This window comes from Gardnerella sp. c10Ua_244, assembly GCF_055818055.1.
In genome coordinates this window covers 220,998-243,256 of record NZ_JARFVS010000001.1, presented here as the reverse complement: position 1 = coordinate 243,256, position 22,259 = coordinate 220,998, and the positions used below count along the sequence as shown (strand labels likewise).

Sequence of the window (22,259 nt, the reverse complement as noted above, 5' to 3'; positions counted from 1 at the left end):
TAAAACGAGTCGAGGATTTCCTCGGCTCGTTTTTTATTTGTATTATTATTGAATTATGTCGAATGTTATTGATTTGTTGCGCAACGATTTCTCTACCTTCGCTCAGCGCAAGTTTAATGCCGTAGATGCGCTGATTTTGTGCGAGCTATCTTATATAAATATGCCAACGTACGTGCCAAAATATTGCGATAATCCAAAGAATATTTCTACTGTATCTATTAACGAATTGCTTAGAATAGAAGAATATTCGTCAATGTTTGCTTCTGGGTCTCCTAAAGTAGATAAATTCCGTAGGAAGCTGCTTCTTGCTGTCGCTTCCAGCCCTAGGTATAGGGGAATTCGCGTAGGGGAGTATCTTGAGAGGTTTGATGAATCAAATATTGACGAATCATTAGAGCAGCAGTTTGCTGGAGTTACTTTTGATCTTAGCAATTGCGAGGGGATTGATAATCCTCATACTCTTGTTGTTGCGTATCGCGGCACTGACAGTACGCTTGTTGGGTGGAAAGAAGATTTCAACATGGCTTTCCGCTGCCCAGTGCCAGCGCAAGAATCTGCTGCTGAATATTTGACTTCTGTAGCGCAAAGATATAGCAAACGTTATCCTAATAAAAACTTCTTTAATAAAATTTTTGCGAACAAACTTTTTGCCCGCTTTTCAAAATCTTCCGTAGACTTGCAAAATAATAATCCAAATATTATTGTTGTCGGTCATTCAAAAGGTGGGAACATGGCTGCTTATGCGGCTATGCGCTTAGATGCTACAAGTCAAAAATTAGGTGATTTTGTATCAAAAATTTATTCTATGGACGGACCTGGTTTTGCGTCTGATGTAGTGGACACAAGCGTTTTTGCGAATGTTTCAAGTCGTATTGAAAAAGTAGTTCCGCAGTCTGCCTTTATTGGATTGATTATGGATACGGGAGTGCCGTATAAGGTTACATTTGCCGATTCGATTGGATTAATGCAACATCTTGGCATGTATTGGCAGGTTAAAAATGGTGATTTTGACTACTGTGATTGCGTAACTCCGCGCGCTCTGGCTATTTCTAAGGCTACAAACGAGTGGATGATGAATCTGCCATTTGAGGAGCGAAAGCGCAGAATTGACAGCGTTTACAGCATTTTTAGCAGTTTAGGTTACTCAACTTTTGATGAAATATCTTCGCATTGGTCGGATGTTGTTCCTAAATTATTGAAGATTACAATGCACATTGATTCAAAAACTTATGAGCTTATTCGTAGTGTTATGAGTGCTTTTGCGCTTGCGGGCGGCAGCTCTTCGGATAAGAAAAGCTAGTGTAAAGTCTGTTTGGAAAGGTTTTGAATGCGACTTCGCTTAGATTTAGCTTACGATGGTGGCGGATTTTACGGTTGGGCTAAGCAGCCTACTTTGCGAACTGTGCAGGGTGAAATTGAGGGGGCTTTGCACACAGTATTGCGTGTGCCAGAAGGGGATGTTGCTGAGCCGCTGCGCCTTACTGTGGCTGGTCGTACGGATACGGGTGTGCATGCGTCGCATCAGGTTTGTCATCTTGATGTTTGTGAAGAAACTTTATTGCGATGCGTAGGTCATACCGGATTGGACGGTGTTTGCGCGCTCGAGTACAGGCTTAAGCATGTTTTGCCACAAGATATTTCGTTGCATAAGGTTAGCGTTGCGCCCATTGGTTTTGATGCACGCTTTTCTGCGTTAGAGCGCACGTATGTATATCGTATTTGCGACGCTTCTGATTATTGTGATTATGACCCTCGTATGCGCGGTTTTGTTTTGAAACTTGATGATGTTTTGGATGTTGATGCAATGAACCAGGCTGCGAGGCTTATGATTGGCCTTCACGATTTTGGATCTTTTGCGCGCCCTAATCCTGGAGGTACTACTATTCGCGATGTAAAAAGTGCCTGTTGGGAACGCGTGGGAACGCGTGCTAATGACGTGCGCGTTAAGCTTAAAACTGGATGCGTGCCGCCTGTTGAGCAGGGTTTGCTTGAATTTACTATTGTTGCTGATGCTTTTGCGCACAATATGGTGCGTTCTCTTGTGCAAGCTTGCGTGCAGATTGGGCGTGGTAAGCGTTCTTTTGATTGGTTTGAGGAAAAGATCAATGTTCCTCTTCGTGAAGGCTCGACGGGTCCAATTGATCCTCATGGATTGACATTGGAATATGTAGCTTATCCTCCTGATGAGGAGCTTGCTTCTCGCGCTGAAAAAATTCGCGCTCGCCGTGATTCGTCTGAGTTATAACGTTTCAACTCGCCATAAATTTATATTCGTGGCATGGTTTACAATTGAAAAGTTGCGTTTGTATGCGCTTTCAGTGCGACAAATCGTAAGTGGATGAATGTCCGAGCGGTCTAAGGAGCACGCCTCGAAAGCGTGTGAGGGTAAAATCCTCCGCGAGTTCGAATCTCGCTTCATCCGCGAATTAACCAAGCCTAAAGCATGTAAAAATTGCTTTAGGCTTTTTAATTCGCCGAGCTTGCTCAGGTTGGAAGCACAGTGTGCTTCCAACGCAAGCGAGGTCTTTCTGCGTCAATAAAGACACAGAAAGTGTGGGCTAGTGTGTTTAACGTAGTGTGTTAGGTTTGTGTTGCCGTATTTCGCGCTTGAAGCTTTTTTATTCTGCCGAGCTTTCTCAAAACTGAAAGTGCAGTGCACTTTCAGTGAAAGCGAGGTCTGCCTGCGTCTCGATTGACGCAGGCAGGGCAGATTAGTGTGGTTGTTTTTGCTTTAGGCTTTTTTAATTCGCCGAACTTCGTAAGCGATCGTAATCCGTGCGAACTTTCTCTCGCGTTTGAAGTCGAGTCCTATTTTGTGTGTAAAGGGGAATGCCCTATAGGCTAAAAGCCCCAAGGTTAAGTTTTACTTCAAAATAAGCTTCGTATCAGTAGGATACCCAAGTTCATAAGCTCTTAGCAGTCTAGATGTGATTAATTGCACAGTTGCATTTTTAAGAGTTTGTTGAGCGCGCATTACAGAATCGTTATCATCGCTTTTTGCAGTAACGTTATTCTCGGATGCATTATTATTTTTTGACGTAATAGTTATTATTTGATTAAAAGCAGCTAGCTCTTCTCTAGCGCAATCCATATAAGCTATAGCGGTAATCGACAGATCTTTTCCGCTTGCTGAATCATGTGTTTTTCCGCTTTCTAACGCCTCTTGAGGAATATCGTAAACTTTTTTGCGCAAGTCTGTTCCTTCTCCTGCAACTCGCATAAGAGTTTGAGCGTTTGTCGACGCCATATCGCTGTATTCCAATGCTATATTTTGCTCTTTTCTCGCTGCTAGTGTTTGTAAAATAAAAGCAAGTTTGTCTTCAGCTTCTGCAGCTTGAGCTAAGGGTTGATGTGTCCATTTGAAGTTTTTGTAATGATTTATTACTTCTATAAGATTCGCGTATGAATCGTGCTCCATTTGTTGCGCTGTTGTAGTTTTTGTATTTTCTGAGCTTTCGTTTCCGCTTTTATTGCTTACATTATTTGAATTTTCGTTACTATTTTTCTTCGAAAGCATTTCCCATTGAGCTTGCGTGCTGTATATAATGCTTTCGCTTAATCTTCCTGGGCATTGCTGAGCGACAGTTTTCCAATATTTTGCTGCGGTTTCAAAATCCTTAATGGATGTGTCGTTTTGGTTCTTTTTGATTTCGCGCTGCTTTTTTTGCGCAAGTCTGTATGCTTTAGCACATGCATTTTCTGGAGCTGCTGTGTGAACTGTATGCTCGACGTGAATGTTTTGTAATGTTCCACAGGCTGTTAGCAGTGGAGATATTAAAACGCATATAAGAAGCACGAGTGCTCTGGCAATACTGCGTTTTACTTGTTTGCGCATGTCATTTAACAAAACATAAAGTGTCTGCATAATCTACTAAAATAGCCACTGACTGTGACCAATATCGATTTATTAATTTGGTATTTGTTCTAAGTCTGCAACAATTAAAGCTAACTGTCGTTAGAAGAAAAAATAAGTGTGCTTTAATAGTTACAATTAATAATCATAAATTAATGCGTTATAACGAGAGGACGTGCGCGATGGAATTGGATTTGGCGGGAATGCATCAGCTTGCGGCACAGCAGGGGATTAATGCCGAGGAGCTGGACGAGGCGCTCGCCGAGGCCTTGCGTCTTGCGTATATGAAAACCGCTCATCCTGCAAAGCATGTGCGAGTTGAATTGGACGAACGTGCAGGTTCGTTCACTGTGTGGGCTAGGGATGAAATTCCTGGTAAACCTACTGAAGATAACCCGTATCCAGCTCCAACGCTGGGAGAGGAGTATGACGATACTCCTCATGATTTTGGTCGTTTAGCTGCTGCAACGGCTCGTCAAGTTATTAGTCAAATTTTCCGTAAAGCTGAAGATGATCGCGTGTTTGGTGCGTTTTCTGGTCAAAAAGGAAAGCTTATTAACGGCATTATTCAACAAGACGCAAAAGATAACACTAATATCCACGTTGCTGTTGGAGACGTTGAAGCTATTTTGCCGCGTCGCGAGCAGGTTCCAGGTGAACGTTACCGCCATGGTGAGCGTATTCGCGTATATGTCGTAAATGTTGCTCGTGGTTTGCGTGGTCCGGAAATTGTTGTTTCACGTTCACATCCTGAATTAGTCCGTCGTCTTTTTGAGCGAGAAGTGCCGGAACTTGTTTCTGGAGCAGTTTCTATTATGTCGATTGCACGTGAAGCCGGAGCTCGCACAAAGATTGCTGTTAGAGCTAATACTGAAGGTGTGAATCCAAAGGGTGCTTTAATTGGTCCTGGCGGTTCACGCGTGCGTGCTGTAATGGAAAACTTGGGTCAAGAGAAAATTGATATTGTCGATTGGTCGTCTGATCCAGCAAAGTTTGTTGCTGCTGCTCTTTCGCCTGCTACTGCTACACAAGTGCAAGTAGTGAGTGAAAAGAATCAAACTGCAGTTGCTTTTATTCATGATGCTCAGCTTTCTCTTGCTATTGGTAAAGAAGGTCAGAACGCTCGTTTGGCTGCAAAGTTGACTGGTTGGAAGATTGGTATTGAGTCTGCGGAAGAGCATGCTAAGAAGGTTGCTGCAGCTCAAGCACAAAATGCTCAGCCTGCTTCAGCTGATTTGAATAATAACGCATCTGCTGCTGAATAGATTGTTAATTGAGAAGTGCTAAATATTTTTAGATTGATATTTCCGCAATGTTTAGCACTTCTTGATTGTTTATTTTGCTAGTGGTGTGCAAATAAAGTAGTCTCTCGCGTGGCATTTAGCGACACTCGAGTCAATCCAACGTTTCGAGTATGCTAAAAGCTGGAATCTGGGCGAAAGGCAATCGCCATCGTCCGGCGGGAGACGAGGTATAAGATCATGGTCGCACGATGATATATCGCACGATAATAAATAATAAGCTCGCAATAATGTAAAGTGGTCGCGTGTACTAGCGCTGCCACAGACAGAGGAGAACACTGAGTGGTTAAAAAGCGCGTGTATGAACTGGCCAAAGAATTTGGTGTAGACAGTAAAACCGTGTTGGAGCGTTTGAAGAGCATGGGCGAATTTGTTAAGTCTGCTTCTTCAACAGTTGAGGCTCCAGTAGTTCGTCGTTTGCAAACAGCGTTAGCATCTGACGGAAATAAGTCCGAAAAGGCATCTAGTGCAAGTAAGCCTGCTGCGCCAAAAGCTAAGTCTCAAGCTAAGCCGCAGGCTAAACCTCAAGCTAAAGATTCGTCACACAGTGATTCTGTAGCTGGCTCTTCTGCTAACCAGCCTGTGCACAACACAGCTTCTCATTTTGTTCCAAAGCCGGGTGCAAATCATACTCGTTCAAACAATCCTTCGCGTTCTAATGCTGCTGCCGGCGAAAATAGAAAAAATGATCGTCGCAATGATAATCGTGATAATCGCGGCGAATCGCGACAGCAAGCTCAAGGTCAATCTCACTCAGATCGTTCACAGATGCCTCCTCGCCCTCGTCCGCACCAGAATGCACAAGGTGCAGGCGCATCTGCTCCACGTCCTGGTAATAATCCGTTTAGCCGTAAGCAAGGTATGCGTGCTCCTACACCTGGAGATATTCCACGTCCTCATCCGATGTCTCGTCCTGGTGCTGAAAATGGCCGCGGTGGTCGTCCAGGTCAAGCTGGCTCTGGACATCAGGGTTCGCGTGGTGAACGTGCAGAACGCGGTGGCCGCTCGCGTGGTGGCCGCTCTGGTCAAGGTGGCGCACGCTCATCGCAGTGGTCGGGTCAGCGTCGTGGTCAAGGTGGCGCAGGTGCTGGCTCTGGTGCATCTTCTCGCCCATCTGCAGAATCTCGTTTTGCATCTCAAGGAGCTAGCTTCCAGGCTGCTGCAGCAGGCGCACCTAATGGTGGTCCATCGCGTGGCGGCGGTCGCGGTCGTGCAGGAGCTGCAGGCGCATTCGGTCGTCAAGGTGGTAAATCTTCTAAGGCTCGTAAGAATCGTTTAGCGAAACGTCGTGAATACGAAGAGCTTAAAGCACCAGTGATTGGCGGCGTGCGTATTCCTTCTGGTAACGGCGCTACGATTCGCTTGCGTCAAGGCGCAACTCTTTCTGATTTGGCGGAAAAGATTGATGTAAATCCAGCAGCTTTGGTAACTGTGCTCTTCCACTTGGGAGAAATGGCAACATCTACACAATCTTTGGATGAATCAACATTCCAAATTTTGGGTGAAGAAATCGGCTGGAATATCAGCATTGTTTCTGCTGAAGAAGAAGATAAAGAGCTTTTGCAGCAGTTTGACATCGATTTGGACGAAGAAGAGCTGCAAGAAGATGACGATTTGCAATCTCGTCCGCCTGTTGTTACTGTTATGGGTCACGTCGATCACGGTAAAACTCGCTTGCTTGATACCATCCGTAAGTCGAATGTTATCGATCGCGAAGCAGGTGGCATTACTCAGCGTATCGGTGCTTATCAAGTAACTGTAAATCTTGAAGGAAAACCTCGTAAGATTACGTTCCTCGATACTCCAGGTCACGAAGCGTTTACTGCTATGCGTGCTCGCGGTGCTGAGCTTACAGATGTTGCAATTCTTGTTGTTGCAGCAGACGACGGCGTAATGCCTCAGACTGTTGAAGCTATTAACCACGCTCAAGCTGCTCATGTGCCAATTGTTGTGGCTGTGAACAAGATTGATGTTGAAGGTGCTAATCCTGAAAAGGTTCGCGGTCAGCTTACAGAATACGGTTTAGTTGCTGAAGAATACGGCGGCGACACCATGTTTGTGGATATTTCTGCAAAGCAGGGCACTAACGTCAATAAGCTTCTTGAAGCTGTGTTGTTGACTGCTGACGCTGAGCTTGATCCTAAAGCAAATCCAAATATGGATGCTCGCGGTGCAACTATCGAAGCTCGACTCGATAAGGGTCGTGGTGCTGTTGCTACTGTTCTTGTGCAGCAAGGTACTCTTCACGTTGGTGATTCTATCGTTGCTGGCACTTCTTATGGTCGTGTGCGCGCTATGCTTGACGAGAACGGCAAGCATTTGCAGGATGCGGCTCCTTCCACTCCTGTTCAGGTGCTTGGTTTGACTTCTGTTCCAACCGCTGGCGACTTGTTCTTGGTTACTTCGGACGACCGTTCTGCTCGTCAAATTGCTGAAAAGCGTGCAGCTACAGAGCGTGCAGCTCAGCTTGCTAAGCGCCGCAAGGTTGTGTCTCTTGAAAGCCTTAAGGAACAGTTCGCTAAGTCTGAAGTTGACATGCTGAACATCGTTATTAAGGGCGATTCTTCTGGTTCTGTTGAAGCTTTGGAAGATTCCTTGATGAAGATTGAGGTCTCTGAGGAAGTTGGCATCCAGGTTATTCACCGCGGTGTTGGTGCAATTACTCAGAATGATGTGAACTTGGCAACTGTCGATAAGGCTGTGATTATTGGCTTCAACGTGCGTCCAAACCGTCAGGTTGCTGATTTGGCTGAACGCGAAGGTGTGGAGGTTAAGTACTACTCGGTTATTTACAAGGCAATCGAAGATATCGAAGCTGCTTTGAAGGGTATGCTTAAGCCAGAATTTGAAGAGGTTGTCACTTCTCACTCTGAGATTCGCGAAATCTTCCGTTCTTCCAAGTTCGGCAATATTGCTGGTGTTATGGTTCAAGATGGCGAAGTCAAGCGCGGTACGAAGTGCCGTATTTTGCGCGACGGCGTTGCTACAGTCAACGACTTGGAGATTTCCAGCTTGCGTAGGTTTAAGGATGACGTGCAATCCGTTAGCGAAGGTTACGAAGCTGGTATTAATCTCGGCAGCTTTAATGACATTGAGCTTGGCGATATAATCGAAACCTTTGAAATGAAGCAGATTGAGCGCAAGTAATTATGGCAGGAACGAATCCTAGAGCTGCACGTATTGCAGCATTAATTCAGCGCGTAATCGCTTCTAATATGGAATCGCATTTGCATGATAAGCGTTTGGCAAGTGTGACTATTACGGAAGTGCGTGTTACGAACGATTTGCAAATTGCAAAGGTTTACTGGACTCAACTTGGTCACGAAGGCAAAGAGCAGGGCGAGCGTCAGCGTGCAGCACAAGCTTTGCAGCAGGCTCACGGTCGACTGCGCTCTTTGGTCGGTGCAAAAGCTGGATTGCGTTTGACTCCTCAATTGCAATTCATTTATGACGAAGTGCCGTCTGAAGCGCACGAAATTGAGGATATTCTTGTTGCAGCTCGTCATCGTGATGAAGAATTAGCTAAGTTGCGTGAAAATGCTAAGTATGCTGGTGATGTCGATCCGTATAAGAAGCCACGCGAAGTTGAAGAATCTGACGATGATTTCGAAGAGGGCGACGACTTTGAAGAGGGCGACTTTGAAGACATGTCTGAATCGTCTGACAACAATTAGATCTCAAAGCAAACTCAATGTGAATCGTATAGTAGTTAGATTTAACTTATGTGCATACCAGATTCGGGATTACTGCTTGTAGATAAGCCGCAAGGTGTTACAAGTCACGATATTGTTGCATGCGCTCGTCATTTGTTGCATACAAAGCGAGTTGGGCACGCAGGAACGCTTGATCCTATGGCAACAGGATTGCTAATCATAGGTTTTGGCAATGCAACGCGACTTTTAAATTACATGTTGGGGCACAATAAAACCTATGAAGCAGTAATCCGCTTAGGAGAAGCAACTACTACTGATGACGCAGAAGGTGAGATTCTTCCGGATAATGCATTAAATATAGGTCCGGGGGTTCATGTCGATAATGACGACACGTCTTTTGAAAAGTCACTGTCTTTTGAGCGAATTAAGCAAGTTGTTAGCGAAAATTTAGTAGGCAAAATTATGCAAGCTCCTACTGCTTTTTCTGCTATTAAAATTAATGGTCAACGAGCTTATGATTTAGCGCGCGAAGGAAAATCAGTAGAGATTGCTCCTCGAGAGATATTTGTTAGTGATTTTTCAGTAAGTAATCCTCGAATTACTAGGGGAGTGAGTGGGAAACTCGTATGCGATATATCTGCAAAAGTTTCTTGCAGTAGTGGAACATATATTCGCGCTTTAGCTCGCGATTTAGGTCGCTTACTAGGAGTTGGTGGACATCTTACTCAGCTTCGTCGCACTAGCATTGGTGATTTTTCGGTTACTGATTCGCGAGTTCTTAAACTTCGCGCTCAAATGCGAGAATTTACTGATCGCAATGGAGTATTGCAGCATCGCTCAAAAGCAGTTCCTAGTGACGATTTTGACGCAAATAATATGCTTCCTAAAATTTGCTTAAATATGATGGATGCAGCTTCGCATTCGCTTCCAACTTTAAGCATTGATGAGAATCAAGCTAAAGACTTACGTTTTGGGCGCTGGATTGAGCTTAAATCTGGCATAAATTACGAAAATTATCCTGCAATAGCGTACGTTCAAAACGCAAATACTGAGGAATGTGACGTTGTTGCAGTAGTTGAATTGACAAAAAATATAAAAAGTAATCAAATCAAACCAATTGTGGTATTTCCGGCAAGCGAGAAGACTGGTAAACTAGATAAGTATTTAAAATAACGAATTGCGTATTTTGCGTAGTTTGCTTGAGTAATGCTTGAACGCGGATAGTAAGGATATCATGAAGGTCATCGACATTCGACCAGATGCCAACGGCATGATTAATTGGCCAACGTTAAGTGCGGAGCGTAAAGCGGTTGTTACCATTGGCGTATTCGACGGTATGCACAAAGGTCATCGCGAGGTTATTCGTCGTACTGTGGATCTTGCGCATCGTCATGGAGCGTTTTCAGTAGTGATTATGTTTGATCCACGTCCAAGCGTAGTGCATGCTAATCCTGATTTATACGATGATTTTGGCGACGTTAATTCTAAACTTCCGGACGATCCTGATGCTCTTACAAGCGTGCGTCAACGTTTGCGCGTGATGTCGCAGTTGGATGTTGATCATGTTGTGATTGTGCGCTACAGCCTTGCTTTTGCTGCAAAATCGTACCGTTTCTTCTTAGGTCAGCTCGTTGGAAAGCTTGGTATGCGAGCATTAGTTCTTGGCTCTGATGCTGCGCTTGGTGCTCGTCGTGCTGGTGATATCAAAGCAATTCGCGAGTTGTCTCAAGCAACTGGAGTTTTTGAGCTTATTGAAGTAGAGGATTTGGGTCCAGACGACGTTCGCGTGCCTGATCCTATTGTTCGTGAGGTTCCACAGGAGCCTGGAGACCCTAAAGATCCTTCTGATGGCATGAATAAAGCTGAATATCGTGCTTGGAGCAAGAGCATGCCAAATAAGAAAGTGCGTGCTTGGAGTTCTACAAATGTGCGCTGGATGTTGGCTACTGGTCGAGTCAAAGAAGCGCGTGAAATTTTGGATCAGCCGCATCGCGTTGAAGGAACAGTAGTTCATGGAGACGAGCGTGGGCGCGAGATTGGATTCCCAACAGTAAATCTTGGCGAAAAAATTGAAGGCTATGTGCCAGTTGATGGCGTGTACGCAGGCTGGGTTGTTGATTTAGATGCTGACAATAAGAACGATGTCAGACCATCGAAAAATGCTGTTCCGGATGTGAGTGTTTTGCGTCGTGACGAGCTTCATTTAGGCGTTCATTCTCCGTGGCGTTGGCCTGCTGCGATTTCTATTGGAACTAAGCCAACATTTAATAAAGATGGCGAAGAAGATGCAGAGCGCACTGTTGAAGCTTACGGATTGTTCGACGATTGGAAAGACTTGTACGGGCATCGTGTTTGCATCGAGTTTGCTAGTTTCTTGCGCCCGCAGCAGACTTTTGATTCGGTTGATGCGCTAAAAGATATGCTCAAAGCTAATGTTGAGCAAGTGCGCGAGATTACAGATGCTGAGTCTGAAATCTGATTTTGATATTTGTTTAGCTGCGTTTAATTGCGTTTAGCTTATAGCCCAAGTGCTTTTAAAATTGTGTCTGCGAAAGCATAAAATATACTTATGATAAACGCAGCAATCAATCTTGAGCAAAGTGAAACATATAATCGCGCGTTTGGAGCTATTGTTGGTCTTGCTATAGGCGATGCGCTTGGAATGCCAACTCAAAGCATGAGTGCTCAAAGCATACGCCGTTTTTATGGCGGTCCAATTACAAAATTAATGGACGCTGTAAGTCAGCAGCCAATCGCGCCAAATATGAAAGCAGGTTCTGTAACAGACGATACGGAGCAAGCTTTTTTACTTGCTGAACGCATAATCGCAGATAATGGCAATATTGACAACAACAAGTATGCGCAAAATCTTCTAGATTGGGAAGATGCAATGCGCGAAAAAGGTTCCTTGGATTTGCTAGGACCGTCAACTAAGTCAGCTTTAAAAGCACTTGTAAATGGAGTAATTCCTGAAGAAACAGGCAAATTTGGCACAACTAATGGTGGTGCAATGCGCGCGACACCAATTGGCATTGCTTTCAAACCAGGTGAATCGCTTGCTAAGGCAGCCAGAAAATCATGCTTAATTACTCACAATACGACTCAAGGAATTGAATCTACAACACTCGTTGCTGCGGCAGTAAGTTTAGGTATTGAAGGTTGTGAAAATCCGCTTAAAGAAGCAATAAAATTCGTAAAATTGCTTCCAAAATATGGTAATTGGAGCGCAAAAGCAAGCGTTATAAGTAGGGTCGAATTTTTCACTAAAAAAGCTGAGGAGTTGAGTTGCTTATCTGTAAGTGACGATGATTTTGCTGAAATGTTGCAAAATGATTGTGGTACAAGTGTTGAAGCTAATGAATCCGTAGCTGCAGCTTTCGCAATTGCAACTCGCTTTGCAAATGAACCAACCAAAGCTGCGTGTTTTGCAGCATCGATTGGCGGAGATACCGATACGATTGCTGCAATGTGTTCTGCGATGTTGGGCTCACAGTATGGGTTGCAAGTGTTCGATGAAAAAATACGAGAACGCGTTTTAGAGAATTTGCGAGTCGATCACTGCTACGACGTAGAAAAGATAGTGTATGCTTTGTGCTTAATGAGAAAAAATTAGAAGATTGAGAAAAGTAGAGAATATGCTGCATAGTAGCTTTCAGAGGCGATTGCAATGTACGAATCAAACATAAGCTTGAATGAAAAAGCAAGTTTGGTCGTGCCGCAAGTAATCTCACTTGGTCAAATTATTGTAGATGTAACTATGAAAGTTAGCTCTGTTCCTAAACCAGGTGAAGACATATTTGCAAACTCGTATAGTATGAGCGCTGGTGCAAGTTACAACATGCTATTTGCTGCAAGTCAAATGGGAGCTAAAGCGCAATGGGCTGGCGTTTTGGGTGAAGGATATTTTGCAAATATTATTTCTAAAGCTTTAAACGAAGCACGTATTTCGCATATTGGCACAAAAAATTCCATGCTTGATTCAGGATTTTGCATAGCTCTTACGGATAAAAGCGCAGAACGAACTTTTATATCTACTAAAGGTGCGGAAACTAGTGGTGACGAGCATGCTTTTGACTTTGTAAATCCTAATCCGGAAGATGTTGTGTACATTAGTGGATACACGTTTGTGAGTCCTATAAAACGTGCGCTTTTGCGGTTTATGCTAAGAACAAGCGGTTTGTGCGGTTTAAGTAGTAGTGCTTTAGAGAGTTCTTTTGATAAACACAAGCGCCGGTTTACAGCGATTTTTGATGCGTCGCCAATGATTGCAAATATTTTAGATGAAGATTTAAAAGCCTTGATTGACTACGCGCCAATTTGGTTGTGTAATGCTAGAGAAGCTGAGATTTTAGCAAAAAGGCTTAACGCTTGGGGAAATGACGAAATCGAAGATGATTGCAGCGAAGATGCTGACGAAAGCAAAGATGCTGATAGCAAAAACTTTAATGACGAAACAAATAATCAACTTACAAAACGAAAGATTGAGCGTTTACAGCGTGCGCTAAGAGCTCCCCTCATCGTTCATGCAGGATCTCACGGAGCTTGGGTGTGTGATTTAGGTAAAGAAGCCGAGCATATTAAAGGATTTCAAGTAAAAGCAGTAGATACGAATGGAGCTGGCGATGCGCATACTGGCGTACTTGCGGCTTGCATAGGCTACAAAATGACGCTTAAGCAGGCTGTTTTATGCGCGAATGCTGCAGCTGCTATTGCTGTCACAAAATATGGGCCTGCAACGTGTCCTACAAAAAAGGTGATAGAAGATTTTATTAAAACAAATGTTTATTAATACCAACATTTATTGGATTTTCTTAAATTATTCACAAATCTATAAAACAAAATCAATATAAAAAGAAGCTAGGTGAAAAATGAGTAAATCTCAAGTAGGAGAATCTAAAACTCAACAAGCCACAGACTCGTCGAGTCAACATTCCTTAAGCATTGAGGAACAAGGCATAGACACAATCAGTGAAAGCGAACGTAAAGGAACGCCATCAAGCCTATTCTGGCCGTGGTTTGCATCAAATATTTCTGTATTTGCAATGTCGTACGGAGCGTGGGCGCTTGGTTTTGCAATATCCTTCTGGCAGGCAACGCTGATGACAATAATCGGCGTAATCGTATCATTCTTGCTGGTTGGGGTAATCTCAATAGCCGGCAAACGCGGAAACGCTCCAACAATGGTATTGACTCGCGCAACGTTCGGCGTACGTGGAGCAAACATTCCAGCAGCACTAAGTTGGATTGCAACGCTCGGATGGGAGATTTCTCTAGCAATAACTGCCGTTCTTGCAATGGCAACAGCCGCAGAAAAGATCGGCTGGGGTAGTGGTACGAGTGTTAAAATCGTGAGCACAATCATCGTAGTTGGATTAATTGTAATTGTTGGAATTTACGGCTACGACTTAATTATGAAGTGTCAGCAAGTTATAACAATTGTAACGGGAATAATCACTCTTGGATTCTTCGTACTAGGTTGGGGACACATAAACTTTGCTGCGATTGGTCAAATTCCAAACGGATCTCTTCCTGCAATGCTCGGTTGCTGCTTCTTCGTTATGACTGGCTTCGGCGTAGGCTGGGTTAATGTTGCGGCTGATTACTCTAGATACTTGCCTAGAAAATCTTCAAATAGCGGAATCGTTTTTTGGACTACTTTTGGAGCGTCAATTGCAAACGTGTTCCTAATTTTCTACGGTCTTCTACTCGCAGCTTCTAATATGGAATTAGCTCAAAACGTTGGAAACGACCTGATTGGAGCAATTGCTGCAATCTTGCCAGCGTGGTATTTGATTCCGTACACGATTGTAGCGGTTCTAGGACTTATGTCTGGAGCAATTATGGACAATTATTCAAACGGTCTTGCGTTGCTATCTTTTGGAATACGTATTCCTCGAACTGTTGCAGCAATTATTACTGCAATTCTAACTACTCTTGGCGTTGTTTATGTCACGTTCTTCTCCGACACATTTATTGGACCATTCCAAGGCTTCTTAACGACTTTGGGAGTGCCAATGGCTGTTTGGGCTGGAATGTTTACTACGGATGTGCTTGTTCGCAAAAAAGATTATTGCACTGAGGACTTGTATAAGCCGGAAGGTCGCTACGGTGCTTGGAATGTTAAAGCTTTTGCAATTCTTTGCGTTGGAACGATTGTTGGATGGGGTTTGGTCGTAAACTCTGCAGCGAAATGGCTTACATGGCAAGGTTATTTGCTTTGGTTTGTTGGCGGAAAATCAAGTAGCTGGGCTGGTGCAAACTTGGGCGTAATAGTTGCGCTACTAATCGGCTTAATTGGCTCTTTAATTTTCCAGCGCAAAGATATTGCTAAGCAGGAAGCGGATTTGCCAACAAGTGAAGTAGGTTTGCAGACAAGCGAAATTGCAGAATAAAAATAAAAATGAAAAAGGATATTCGTATGAAAGGATATTCAAATGATTAAAGAAGACGAATGGTTAGTGGTAATCGACAGACAGCGCGTTTTTTGCGAAAGTGAGTGGTCGACTTGGGCGTGTGCAGATCACACTTACGATTCAACAACAGAAGCTTTTACAAAACTTGCAAAAGCTTATGGTAATCGAGTAATTTACACGCGCTATGTAGCACCGCTTAAGCCAGAAAACGCTTGGATTGACTATTTTAAAGATTGGCCACAATTCCTCGTAAAACCTGATGACCCAATGTATGACTTCACTCCAGAAACAGCAGAACTTGCGGAAGGTCACACTGTAGTTACTTGCGAAACTTTCGGAAAGTGGGGTAGGAAACTTAAGGCTGCATTAGGCGAATGTCGCAAAATAACAATTTGCGGAGTTGCAACAGATTGTTGCGTATTAACAACTGCTTTAGCTGCAGCGGATAATGGCGTTGCTGTGCGTATTGCAGAAGATGCTTGTGCAGGAAGCACGCCGGAAAATCATAAGCTAGCTCTTAAAACTATGGAGCTTTTTACACCGCTTATAACAGTGTGCAGCACAAGCGAAATTCTTTAAAGTAGTAGCACTTGGGCATTTGCTTAGCTTATAGCCCAAGTGCTTTCAACGCTTCTCGCACTGTGCTAACTTCAATAATTTCTAATCCTGGAATATTAACATTTTTCCACATATGGCAAACTATTGCGCGCTTATATCCTATTCGCGCAGCCTCGCGCAATCGCGGCTCTATTCTTGGCACTGGGCGAACTTGACCAGTTAAGCTCATTTCACCAATTGCGCAAGTTTTAGGAGTTACTGCTTTCCCGGCAGCAGTGCTAGCTAAAGCTGCTACGATTGCTAAGTCGCAAGACGGCTCTTTTGCCAACGCTCCTGCAATAGTAGATACGTACAAATCTTTTGCAAGCAAATTAACGCGTCCGTGACGATACAAAACTGCTGTAAGCATTGCAAGACGGTTAGAATCAACACCAGAAACTGCGCGGCGAGGAGTAGGCAGAGCTGATTGCGTTACAAGTGCTTGTATTTCAATCGGCAGGCTTCTGTGTCCTTCAAGCGTAAAAGTGACGCAAGTTCCGTCGTTTGTGCAATCTTGCGCATTTTTACCTTGATTAGCGTTTTCTGTAGAAGACAAAAACAGTCCGGAAGGATCCGGCACTTCCTCAATTCCTTCACCGCTCATGTCGAAGCAGCCAACTTCGTCTGTAGGACCAAAGCGATTCTTTACAGCTCTTAGCATGCGTAGCGCTGTTTGTGTGTCGCCCTCAAATTGGCATACTGTGTCGACTAAATGCTCAAGCGTACGCGGCCCTGCTATTGAACCATCTTTTGTAACGTGCCCAACTAAAAGTATCGGAATATTGTTAGCTTTAGCAACGTCGATAAGTGCACTCGCAACTTCTCTAACTTGTGTAGAACCGCCTGTAATACCATCTACTTCTTGTGCGGAAATCGTTTGCGCAGAATCGACAATAGCAAGCGTAGGGTGATGCGTTTCAATAAGATCTAGTACAGTGTCAAGATCGCCTGTTGTTGCAAGTAATAAATAATCGTTTACAGCGTTAATTCTAGACGCGCGCAATTTAACTTGCGCTGCTGATTCCTCGCCGGAAATATACAATACAGGGGGAGTGTTGCTTTCTTTTGATTGCTTAGATACGTAAGCTGCTGCTTTTAGAAGTAGTGTTGATTTTCCGATACCTGGCTCTCCTGCTATAAGAGTTACGGAGCCTGGCACAAGTCCTCCGCCTAATACGCGATCGAATTCGCTAAAACCAGTATGGATGCGCATTGCGTCGTCTGCTTGAATTTCGCTAATTGGTTGCGCGGATGTTGCTGAATCGAGAGTTGAATGTGCGATATTGCGATTAGAAGTAGTTATGCTATCTGGTGAATATGCGCGCGATGCTGTTGTTGCGCGCGGTGTACGTGTTGTACGAGATAATCCGCTAACTCGTGCCTCTCTAAACTCGTTCACTGTGCCCCATTCGCCACATTCAGGGCAGCGACCGTACCATTTTGAGCCGCTCCAACCGCATTCGGAACATAAATAGTGAAGAGTAGATTTACTAGCCATATCTCGACGCTATACGCTTTATTAGACAATCATATTTTGTATTTGTTTTTGATTGTAAAGCGCTTTTGCGTACTAAAAGCGTCATCGCGATGTGACATAATGCAAGTATGTCGAAATCGAATGCTTCAAGTATGAATGCTTCAAAGATGGGTGCGTTGAATATGAATTCCTCAAGTGTCAATAATTCATCACACAGCAAATTATTAGTTGTGTTGACTTCAGCTGCAGTAATTGTGGTTTTGGCTCTAATTTCAGCATTTATGTGGCCAGGTTGGGCATTGAATCACGAAAATGTTGCGAGCAAAAATCATATGGTAATGCCTAAAACGCCTTCTATACCATCGAAACCTTTGCCAGCATCTTCTACGGCATTGCTTAAGGCTATGCCTGATAGCGTACTTGATTTCGCTCGTGTTGACGCTATACCTAGTGCAACTTGGACTGAATCGTCGCCTTTGGAGGAATATTCTGTTAAGTACTCAACTGGTCAGCCAGATGGGGAAGTGTCTGTAACTGTTGCTCAATGGTCGAATCGCGATTCTGCGAACAAGCAGTATGAAGCGTTAGTTGATGGACTTAAGGGTTCTGATATCGCAAGTGGAAAAATTCAAGTTTCTGGTAAGACTTCCGGTAGCTATGTGTTGCGAAATGATGAAAATGATAAATCACAGGCTAGTGCATTGTGGCAGAACGATACCGCTGTTTTTGAAGTGAACGGCGCAAAGCAAGCAGTAGAGCGTTTTTATCACAGATTCCCAATGTAAATGTTGTAAAAAATGATGTTCTTTGTAATATCACTCCACAAAGTCGTTAAAACGGTGTAACATTAGGCAAGTTGCACACTTTACATAGGAATGGAGGCTTCAGATGGGTTCTGTCATCAAGAAGCGCCGCAAGCGGATGAGCAAGAAGAAGCACCGCAAACTGCTGCGTAAGACTCGTCACCAGCGCAAGTAATTTTCTTGCTATGCGTTGATGCGTGTCTGAACGTTTAGGCACGTAAGACTTTTTTTGAAGCGTCGGTTTTCCCGGCGCTTTTTTATATACAAAAAAATAGAGCCCGTGTTTACAGACTCTACTTTTCGCTTAGTTTCGCTACTTATTTGGGTTGGTAAGCGTGCGAGGGCCGTTAGGATCGCCGACGATCACGGTGTCAACCATGTTCAAGAACAAGCCGTGTTCCACAACGCCAACAGTTTCAATCAAATCCTTCGCCAACTCCTGTGGATGCTCAATGCGCTCCATATGCAAATCAACCACGAAGTTGTTCTCGTCGGTGCGAACTTCTTTGCCGTCTGCATCAAGACGCAAAACTGGCTTATATCCGCGCTTTTCGAACTTACGAATCACTTGCGCGGAGCCGAATGGAATCACCTCAACAGGAAGTGGGAACTTGCCAATCGTGTCGACTACCTTGCTTGCATCAACAATCCACACAATGCGGTCAGAGTTAATAGCCACAATCTTTTCCCAAAGAAGAGCTGCGCCGCCGCCTTTAATTCCGTTGAAATTCTTGTCAACTTCGTCGGAGCCGTCGATTGTAACGTCAATGTGATCCACTTCGTTAATGTCGAGAATCTTAATGCCGTAGCCTTCTGCTTGCTCTTGTGTGCGACGAGAAGTGGTAACTCCCGTAAAGCTCAAGCCTTCTTCCTGAACTCTGCGGCCAAGCTCGTCAACCAAGAAGCGCACTGTAGAGCCGGTGCCAAGACCAACCATCATTCCATTCTTTACAATCTTTGCGGCTTCAATGCCTGCTGCTTTTTTAAGCGCGTCTTGTTGTGCTTTATCCATTATTCCTGCTTTCTTATGTTTTGTTATTCCCGAGTTCGTCGATGAACTTCCATCGCATTTGCGGGAGAGGCGCTTATGCTTTTATGCGTGCCTCGTTTTCGTACATTTCCATATTAGTCTGCGTGCAGATTTTTTGAACGGAGCTGGGCGCTCGCACCCTCCAAACGCGGGCGTGACGACCTGCTTTCGCGCTCAAAGTGTAACGCGCGAAAGCAACTCGGAGCGTGAGCTTGCTCAAGTTGAAAGCACGGTGTGCTTTCAACGCAAGCTCAGTAGCGAGCGCGCCTAGACCGCGCGAGCGATCTACTACGTTTGGAGCTCAACGCCGAGCAAATTCCAAAGTAACCTATGAAAGGTAGAAGGCGGTTGGAGATAAATGCAAGGTGCCGTCTGGTTCTACGTAGCCGTTTACGTTGATTGTGCCGGAAATAAAGCGCGCCTCGCCGTTAAAACTTGGGCTTGTGTTTGGTGGTGGAGTAAATTGCAGCACGCCAGAAACACTTAATCCTTGAACTGGTTTAGATGCAGTTTGCGTAACATTTTGCTTTGTTTTTGGAACTTCTTGAACAATAGTTATAGCATCTTGCTGGTGTGCAACTTGCTGGTGTGCATCTTGTTCATTTTCTATTGATAGTGCATCTTTTTCGCTATTTTCTAACGTTTCACGCTTTGTTTCACGCGCTTGTTCGCGCGCTGATTCATTTGCAGATTCAGTTAGATCACTAGTGTTTTTACTATTTTGTGCAGAAAAATCAGGATTAATATCTTCGCCAACTGTGCGTTCAAGATGGTATTTTGCATGAGAAATTTTGCCGTCTAAAAGCATTTTCGCATCACTTGGCACATTCGTACCTTTTGCATATTCAGAAGCAAGAAGCGACTTCCAGCCTTCTAAAGGCAAGTATCCGTCCTTCAAACCATTTCGGCAATCTTCCGCATATCCGCGCGCTAATGTATCAACTTTTTCGTTTCCTTCGTTTCCTGCGTGACCCTTAACCCACACGAATTTTACGGCGCCTTCGCGCTTAGTAATTTCCGCGTCGATTGCTCGAATCAGCTCGGCATTTTTAACAGGTTCATTTTTAGAGTTTTTCCAACCGTTCTTTTTCCATCCGTGAATCCACGTAGTTGCGCAGTTAATAGCGTATTGTGAATCACTTTCGATTGTGAGCGGCTCTCTTCCAGGATGTGCTCGTAAAGCTTCCAAAACCGCGCATAATTCGCCAATTTGATTTGTGCCATTAGTTGCGCCTCCAGCATCTGCATTGCCTGTGTGATGATGTTCGTTAGAGCTACCAGACTCGTCAATGTGATCTGCCCACGCCCAACCCATTGAACCATTCGGGTTTCCGAGCGCGGAACCGTCTGTTGAAACAACAATCATGACAAAACCTTTCAAAAATGCGCCGGCTGCAGATTGCAACCAGCGCAATTAGTAGATTTCTTTATTTACGCAAGATTATTACGTTACGCTAAAGCCTTGTCGACTACAGCAGTAGCTTCCTCAAGCACCTTGTCAAGTGCTTCTGGAGAAACGAAGGATTCTGCGTAAACCTTGTAAATATTCTCGGTACCAGATGGGCGAGCAGCGAACCAGTTGTTCTTAGTCGTCACCTTCAAGCCACCAATCTTTGCGCCGTTTCCAGGAGCTTCCGTAAGCTTTGCGGTAATATCCTCACCAGCAAGCTTAGTTGCTTCAACGTCGTCGCCGCTCAAAGCTGCAAACTTCTGCTTTTGCTCAAGTGTTGTTGGGGTATCGACGCGCTTATACCAGCTTTCGCCAAAACGAGCTACCTGATCCTGGTGAAGCTGAGCTGGGTTCTTGCCAGTCTTTGCAGTAATTTCCGCAGCGAGTAAATCAGGAATCAAACCATCCTTATCGGTGGTCCACACGCGACCATCTTTGCGCAAGAAGCTCATGCCGGAGCTTTCCTCTCCGCCGAAAGCAACTTCGCCGCTAAAGAGTGGGTCAACGAACCACTTGAATCCAACTGGAACTTCCACAAGCTTTGCGTTAATAGAAGCAGCCACGCGGTCGATCAAGGAAGAAGACACAAGCGTCTTGCCGATAGCAGTATTCTTTGGCCAATCCGGGCGAGCACCGCCGAACAAGTACTCCACGCACACCGCGATGTAATGGTTCGGGTTCATAACGCCCCAGTTCGGGCACACAATACCGTGACGGTCAGCATCTGGATCGGTGCCGCCAACCAAATCGTACTTATCCCAAGCGCCAGCGTTAAGCTGATCAACTAAGCCCTTCATTGCGTAAGGAGAGCTTGGATCCATACGAATCTTGCCATCGTGGTCAATAGTCATGAATCGCCAAGTTGGGTCAACTTCTGGACGCACAACGCCAATGTTCAGGCCATACTTTTCGTTCATAAGTGGCCAGTAGTTTACGCTTGCGCCGCCGAGTGGGTCAATTCCCAAACGCACGCCGCTAGAGCGAATCACATCAAAATCGATTACATTAGCCAAATCGCTAACGTAGTGTTCGCGGTAATCGAATCCTTCAACCAAATCAGACTTGATTGCTTCCTCGAAAGGTACGCGCTTTACAGACTTGTAGTTGTCGAGCAATTCATTTGCTCGAGCTGCAATTGCGTTAGTTACATCTGCAGGGGCAGGACCGCCTGTTACAGGATCGTACTTAAAACCGCCGTCGGTTGGTGGGTTGTGCGAAGGAGTGACGACAATGCCGTCAGCCAAGCCGTCGCCGCTAAAACGCTGAGTGCCGTCGGCTGCGCGATTATGCGTCAAAATAGCTTGGGATACAACAGGAGTTGGCACGAAATCGCCGCGAGAATCCACGCGAACGTGAACTCCGTTAGCAACCAAAACCTCAATAGCGGTTTTTTGAGCAGGCTCAGAAAGAGCATGCGTATCGCGACCAATATAAAGAGGGCCAGTTACGCCAGCTTTTTTGCGATATTCAGCAATAGCTTGTGTAATTGCCACAATATGAGCTTCGTTAAACGAAGTTTTTAAAGCAGAACCACGGTGACCGGACGTGCCGAAAATCACGCGCTGTTCTGGAATGTTGGAATTTGGAACTTCATCATAGTAAGCGCCAACCAAAGCGTCGACGTCGACTAGATCTTCTGGGGTGGCGGGCATTCCCGCATTTTTTGCTACCATAATTTTTTA

The 22,259-nt window shown here is 44.6% G+C and carries 17 protein-coding genes, 1 tRNA gene and 2 pseudogenes; 15 read left to right on the top strand and 5 right to left on the bottom strand.

All coding sequences use genetic code 11. The features are described from left to right. The first annotated feature begins 55 nt into the window (after window positions 1–55). The 3 genes from P0108_RS01005 (at window position 56) to P0108_RS00995 (ending at window position 2,422) form a co-directional block, all read left to right on the top strand. On the top strand, window positions 56–1,300 hold the full coding sequence (locus tag P0108_RS01005; RefSeq protein ID WP_064622102.1) for an Mbeg1-like protein: 1,245 nt from the start codon (window positions 56–58) through the stop codon (window positions 1,298–1,300). 27 nt (window positions 1,301–1,327) lie between these two features. Further along, the gene (locus tag P0108_RS01000) at window positions 1,328–2,245 is read left to right on the top strand and encodes a tRNA pseudouridine synthase A (RefSeq protein ID WP_064622099.1); all 918 of its coding nucleotides are present in this window, start codon (window positions 1,328–1,330) and stop codon (window positions 2,243–2,245) included. A gap of 91 nt (window positions 2,246–2,336) precedes the next feature. Further along, a tRNA-Ser gene (locus P0108_RS00995) sits at window positions 2,337–2,422 on the top strand. 441 nt (window positions 2,423–2,863) lie between these two features. On the opposite strand, the gene P0108_RS00990 is transcribed toward P0108_RS00995, so the two are convergent. After that, window positions 2,864–3,865, bottom strand: coding sequence for a hypothetical protein (locus P0108_RS00990; RefSeq protein WP_064622096.1), 1,002 nt, complete (start codon window positions 3,863–3,865; stop codon window positions 2,864–2,866). Window positions 3,866–4,035: 170 nt separating this feature from the next. On the opposite strand from P0108_RS00990, the gene nusA reads away from it, so the two are divergent. The 10 genes and pseudogenes from nusA (at window position 4,036) to P0108_RS00940 (ending at window position 15,799) form a co-directional block, all read left to right on the top strand. Beyond that, on the top strand, window positions 4,036–5,118 hold the full coding sequence (nusA, locus tag P0108_RS00985) for a transcription termination factor NusA (protein WP_004109632.1): 1,083 nt from the start codon (window positions 4,036–4,038) through the stop codon (window positions 5,116–5,118). Between the two features lie 318 nt (window positions 5,119–5,436). After that, a pseudogene (locus P0108_RS00980) lies at window positions 5,437–5,584 on the top strand (translation initiation factor IF-2 N-terminal domain-containing protein); the annotation flags it as partial. Window positions 5,585–5,760: 176 nt separating this feature from the next. Then, window positions 5,761–8,301, top strand: a pseudogene (gene infB / locus P0108_RS00975) (translation initiation factor IF-2); the annotation flags it as partial. 2 nt (window positions 8,302–8,303) lie between these two features. Beyond that, window positions 8,304–8,828 carry a 30S ribosome-binding factor RbfA gene (gene rbfA / locus P0108_RS00970; protein ID WP_103013795.1) on the top strand — a complete coding sequence of 175 codons (525 nt, stop codon included), beginning with the start codon at window positions 8,304–8,306 and terminating at the stop codon, window positions 8,826–8,828. 48 nt (window positions 8,829–8,876) lie between these two features. Then, window positions 8,877–9,980: a tRNA pseudouridine(55) synthase TruB gene (gene truB / locus P0108_RS00965; protein WP_103013796.1), complete on the top strand. Its 1,104-nt coding sequence runs from the start codon at window positions 8,877–8,879 to the stop codon at window positions 9,978–9,980. A gap of 61 nt (window positions 9,981–10,041) precedes the next feature. Then, window positions 10,042–11,286: a bifunctional riboflavin kinase/FMN adenylyltransferase gene (ribF, locus tag P0108_RS00960; protein ID WP_199172871.1), complete on the top strand. Its 1,245-nt coding sequence runs from the start codon at window positions 10,042–10,044 to the stop codon at window positions 11,284–11,286. A gap of 90 nt (window positions 11,287–11,376) precedes the next feature. Further along, on the top strand, window positions 11,377–12,420 hold the full coding sequence (locus P0108_RS00955; protein ID WP_473730686.1) for an ADP-ribosylglycohydrolase family protein: 1,044 nt from the start codon (window positions 11,377–11,379) through the stop codon (window positions 12,418–12,420). 54 nt (window positions 12,421–12,474) lie between these two features. Further along, a complete protein-coding gene (locus P0108_RS00950; protein ID WP_103013798.1) occupies window positions 12,475–13,596 on the top strand; it encodes a PfkB family carbohydrate kinase in 1,122 nt (373 codons plus the stop codon). 79 nt (window positions 13,597–13,675) lie between these two features. Then, window positions 13,676–15,199: a purine-cytosine permease family protein gene (locus tag P0108_RS00945; RefSeq protein WP_473730685.1), complete on the top strand. Its 1,524-nt coding sequence runs from the start codon at window positions 13,676–13,678 to the stop codon at window positions 15,197–15,199. Between the two features lie 42 nt (window positions 15,200–15,241). Beyond that, the gene (locus P0108_RS00940) at window positions 15,242–15,799 is read left to right on the top strand and encodes a cysteine hydrolase family protein (protein WP_102155434.1); all 558 of its coding nucleotides are present in this window, start codon (window positions 15,242–15,244) and stop codon (window positions 15,797–15,799) included. Window positions 15,800–15,827: 28 nt separating this feature from the next. Here P0108_RS00940 and radA read toward each other — a convergent pair whose 3' ends face one another. Then, on the bottom strand, window positions 15,828–17,315 hold the full coding sequence (gene radA / locus P0108_RS00935) for a DNA repair protein RadA (protein WP_012913839.1): 1,488 nt from the start codon (window positions 17,313–17,315) through the stop codon (window positions 15,828–15,830). A 107-nt stretch (window positions 17,316–17,422) separates the two neighbouring features. Between radA and P0108_RS00930 the strand changes: the two genes are divergently transcribed. Further along, entirely contained in the window at window positions 17,423–18,079 is a 657-nt protein-coding gene (locus P0108_RS00930; RefSeq protein WP_004109607.1) for a hypothetical protein, read from the top strand. Between the two features lie 103 nt (window positions 18,080–18,182). Continuing rightward, window positions 18,183–18,272: a 30S ribosomal protein bS22 gene (locus tag P0108_RS00925; protein WP_004268639.1), complete on the top strand. Its 90-nt coding sequence runs from the start codon at window positions 18,183–18,185 to the stop codon at window positions 18,270–18,272. A 138-nt stretch (window positions 18,273–18,410) separates the two neighbouring features. Here P0108_RS00925 and rpiA read toward each other — a convergent pair whose 3' ends face one another. The 3 genes from rpiA to pgm all read right to left on the bottom strand — a co-directional run bounded on the left by rpiA (window position 18,411) and on the right by pgm (window position 22,250). Continuing rightward, on the bottom strand, window positions 18,411–19,109 hold the full coding sequence (rpiA, locus tag P0108_RS00920; protein WP_004110197.1) for a ribose-5-phosphate isomerase RpiA: 699 nt from the start codon (window positions 19,107–19,109) through the stop codon (window positions 18,411–18,413). A gap of 346 nt (window positions 19,110–19,455) precedes the next feature. After that, on the bottom strand, window positions 19,456–20,541 hold the full coding sequence (locus P0108_RS00915) for a ribonuclease H family protein (RefSeq protein ID WP_103013801.1): 1,086 nt from the start codon (window positions 20,539–20,541) through the stop codon (window positions 19,456–19,458). A 35-nt stretch (window positions 20,542–20,576) separates the two neighbouring features. Beyond that, window positions 20,577–22,250, bottom strand: a complete 1,674-nt coding sequence (gene pgm, locus P0108_RS00910; RefSeq protein WP_004134346.1) for a phosphoglucomutase (alpha-D-glucose-1,6-bisphosphate-dependent) — start codon at window positions 22,248–22,250, stop codon at window positions 20,577–20,579. Window positions 22,251–22,259 lie beyond the last annotated feature (9 nt).

Bases quoted from the DNA above. Each gene is read 5' to 3' on its own strand.
- P0108_RS00945 (WP_473730685.1), top strand. From the start codon at position 13,676: ATGAGTAAATCTCAAGTAGGAGAATCTAAAACTCAACAAGCCACAGAC.
- P0108_RS00955 (WP_473730686.1), top strand. From the start codon at position 11,377: ATGATAAACGCAGCAATCAATCTTGAGCAAAGTGAAACATATAATCGC.
- P0108_RS00940 (WP_102155434.1), top strand. From the start codon at position 15,242: ATGATTAAAGAAGACGAATGGTTAGTGGTAATCGACAGACAGCGCGTT.
- rbfA (WP_103013795.1), top strand. From the start codon at position 8,304: ATGGCAGGAACGAATCCTAGAGCTGCACGTATTGCAGCATTAATTCAG.
- truB (WP_103013796.1), top strand. From the start codon at position 8,877: ATGTGCATACCAGATTCGGGATTACTGCTTGTAGATAAGCCGCAAGGT.
- P0108_RS01005 (WP_064622102.1), top strand. From the start codon at position 56: ATGTCGAATGTTATTGATTTGTTGCGCAACGATTTCTCTACCTTCGCT.
- P0108_RS00925 (WP_004268639.1), top strand. From the start codon at position 18,183: ATGGGTTCTGTCATCAAGAAGCGCCGCAAGCGGATGAGCAAGAAGAAG.
- P0108_RS01000 (WP_064622099.1), top strand. From the start codon at position 1,328: ATGCGACTTCGCTTAGATTTAGCTTACGATGGTGGCGGATTTTACGGT.
- P0108_RS00930 (WP_004109607.1), top strand. From the start codon at position 17,423: ATGTCGAAATCGAATGCTTCAAGTATGAATGCTTCAAAGATGGGTGCG.
- ribF (WP_199172871.1), top strand. From the start codon at position 10,042: ATGAAGGTCATCGACATTCGACCAGATGCCAACGGCATGATTAATTGG.
- radA (WP_012913839.1), bottom strand. From the start codon at position 17,315: ATGGCTAGTAAATCTACTCTTCACTATTTATGTTCCGAATGCGGTTGG.
- P0108_RS00950 (WP_103013798.1), top strand. From the start codon at position 12,475: ATGTACGAATCAAACATAAGCTTGAATGAAAAAGCAAGTTTGGTCGTG.
- nusA (WP_004109632.1), top strand. From the start codon at position 4,036: ATGGAATTGGATTTGGCGGGAATGCATCAGCTTGCGGCACAGCAGGGG.
- rpiA (WP_004110197.1), bottom strand. From the start codon at position 19,109: ATGGATAAAGCACAACAAGACGCGCTTAAAAAAGCAGCAGGCATTGAA.
- pgm (WP_004134346.1), bottom strand. From the start codon at position 22,250: ATGGTAGCAAAAAATGCGGGAATGCCCGCCACCCCAGAAGATCTAGTC.
- P0108_RS00990 (WP_064622096.1), bottom strand. From the start codon at position 3,865: ATGCAGACACTTTATGTTTTGTTAAATGACATGCGCAAACAAGTAAAA.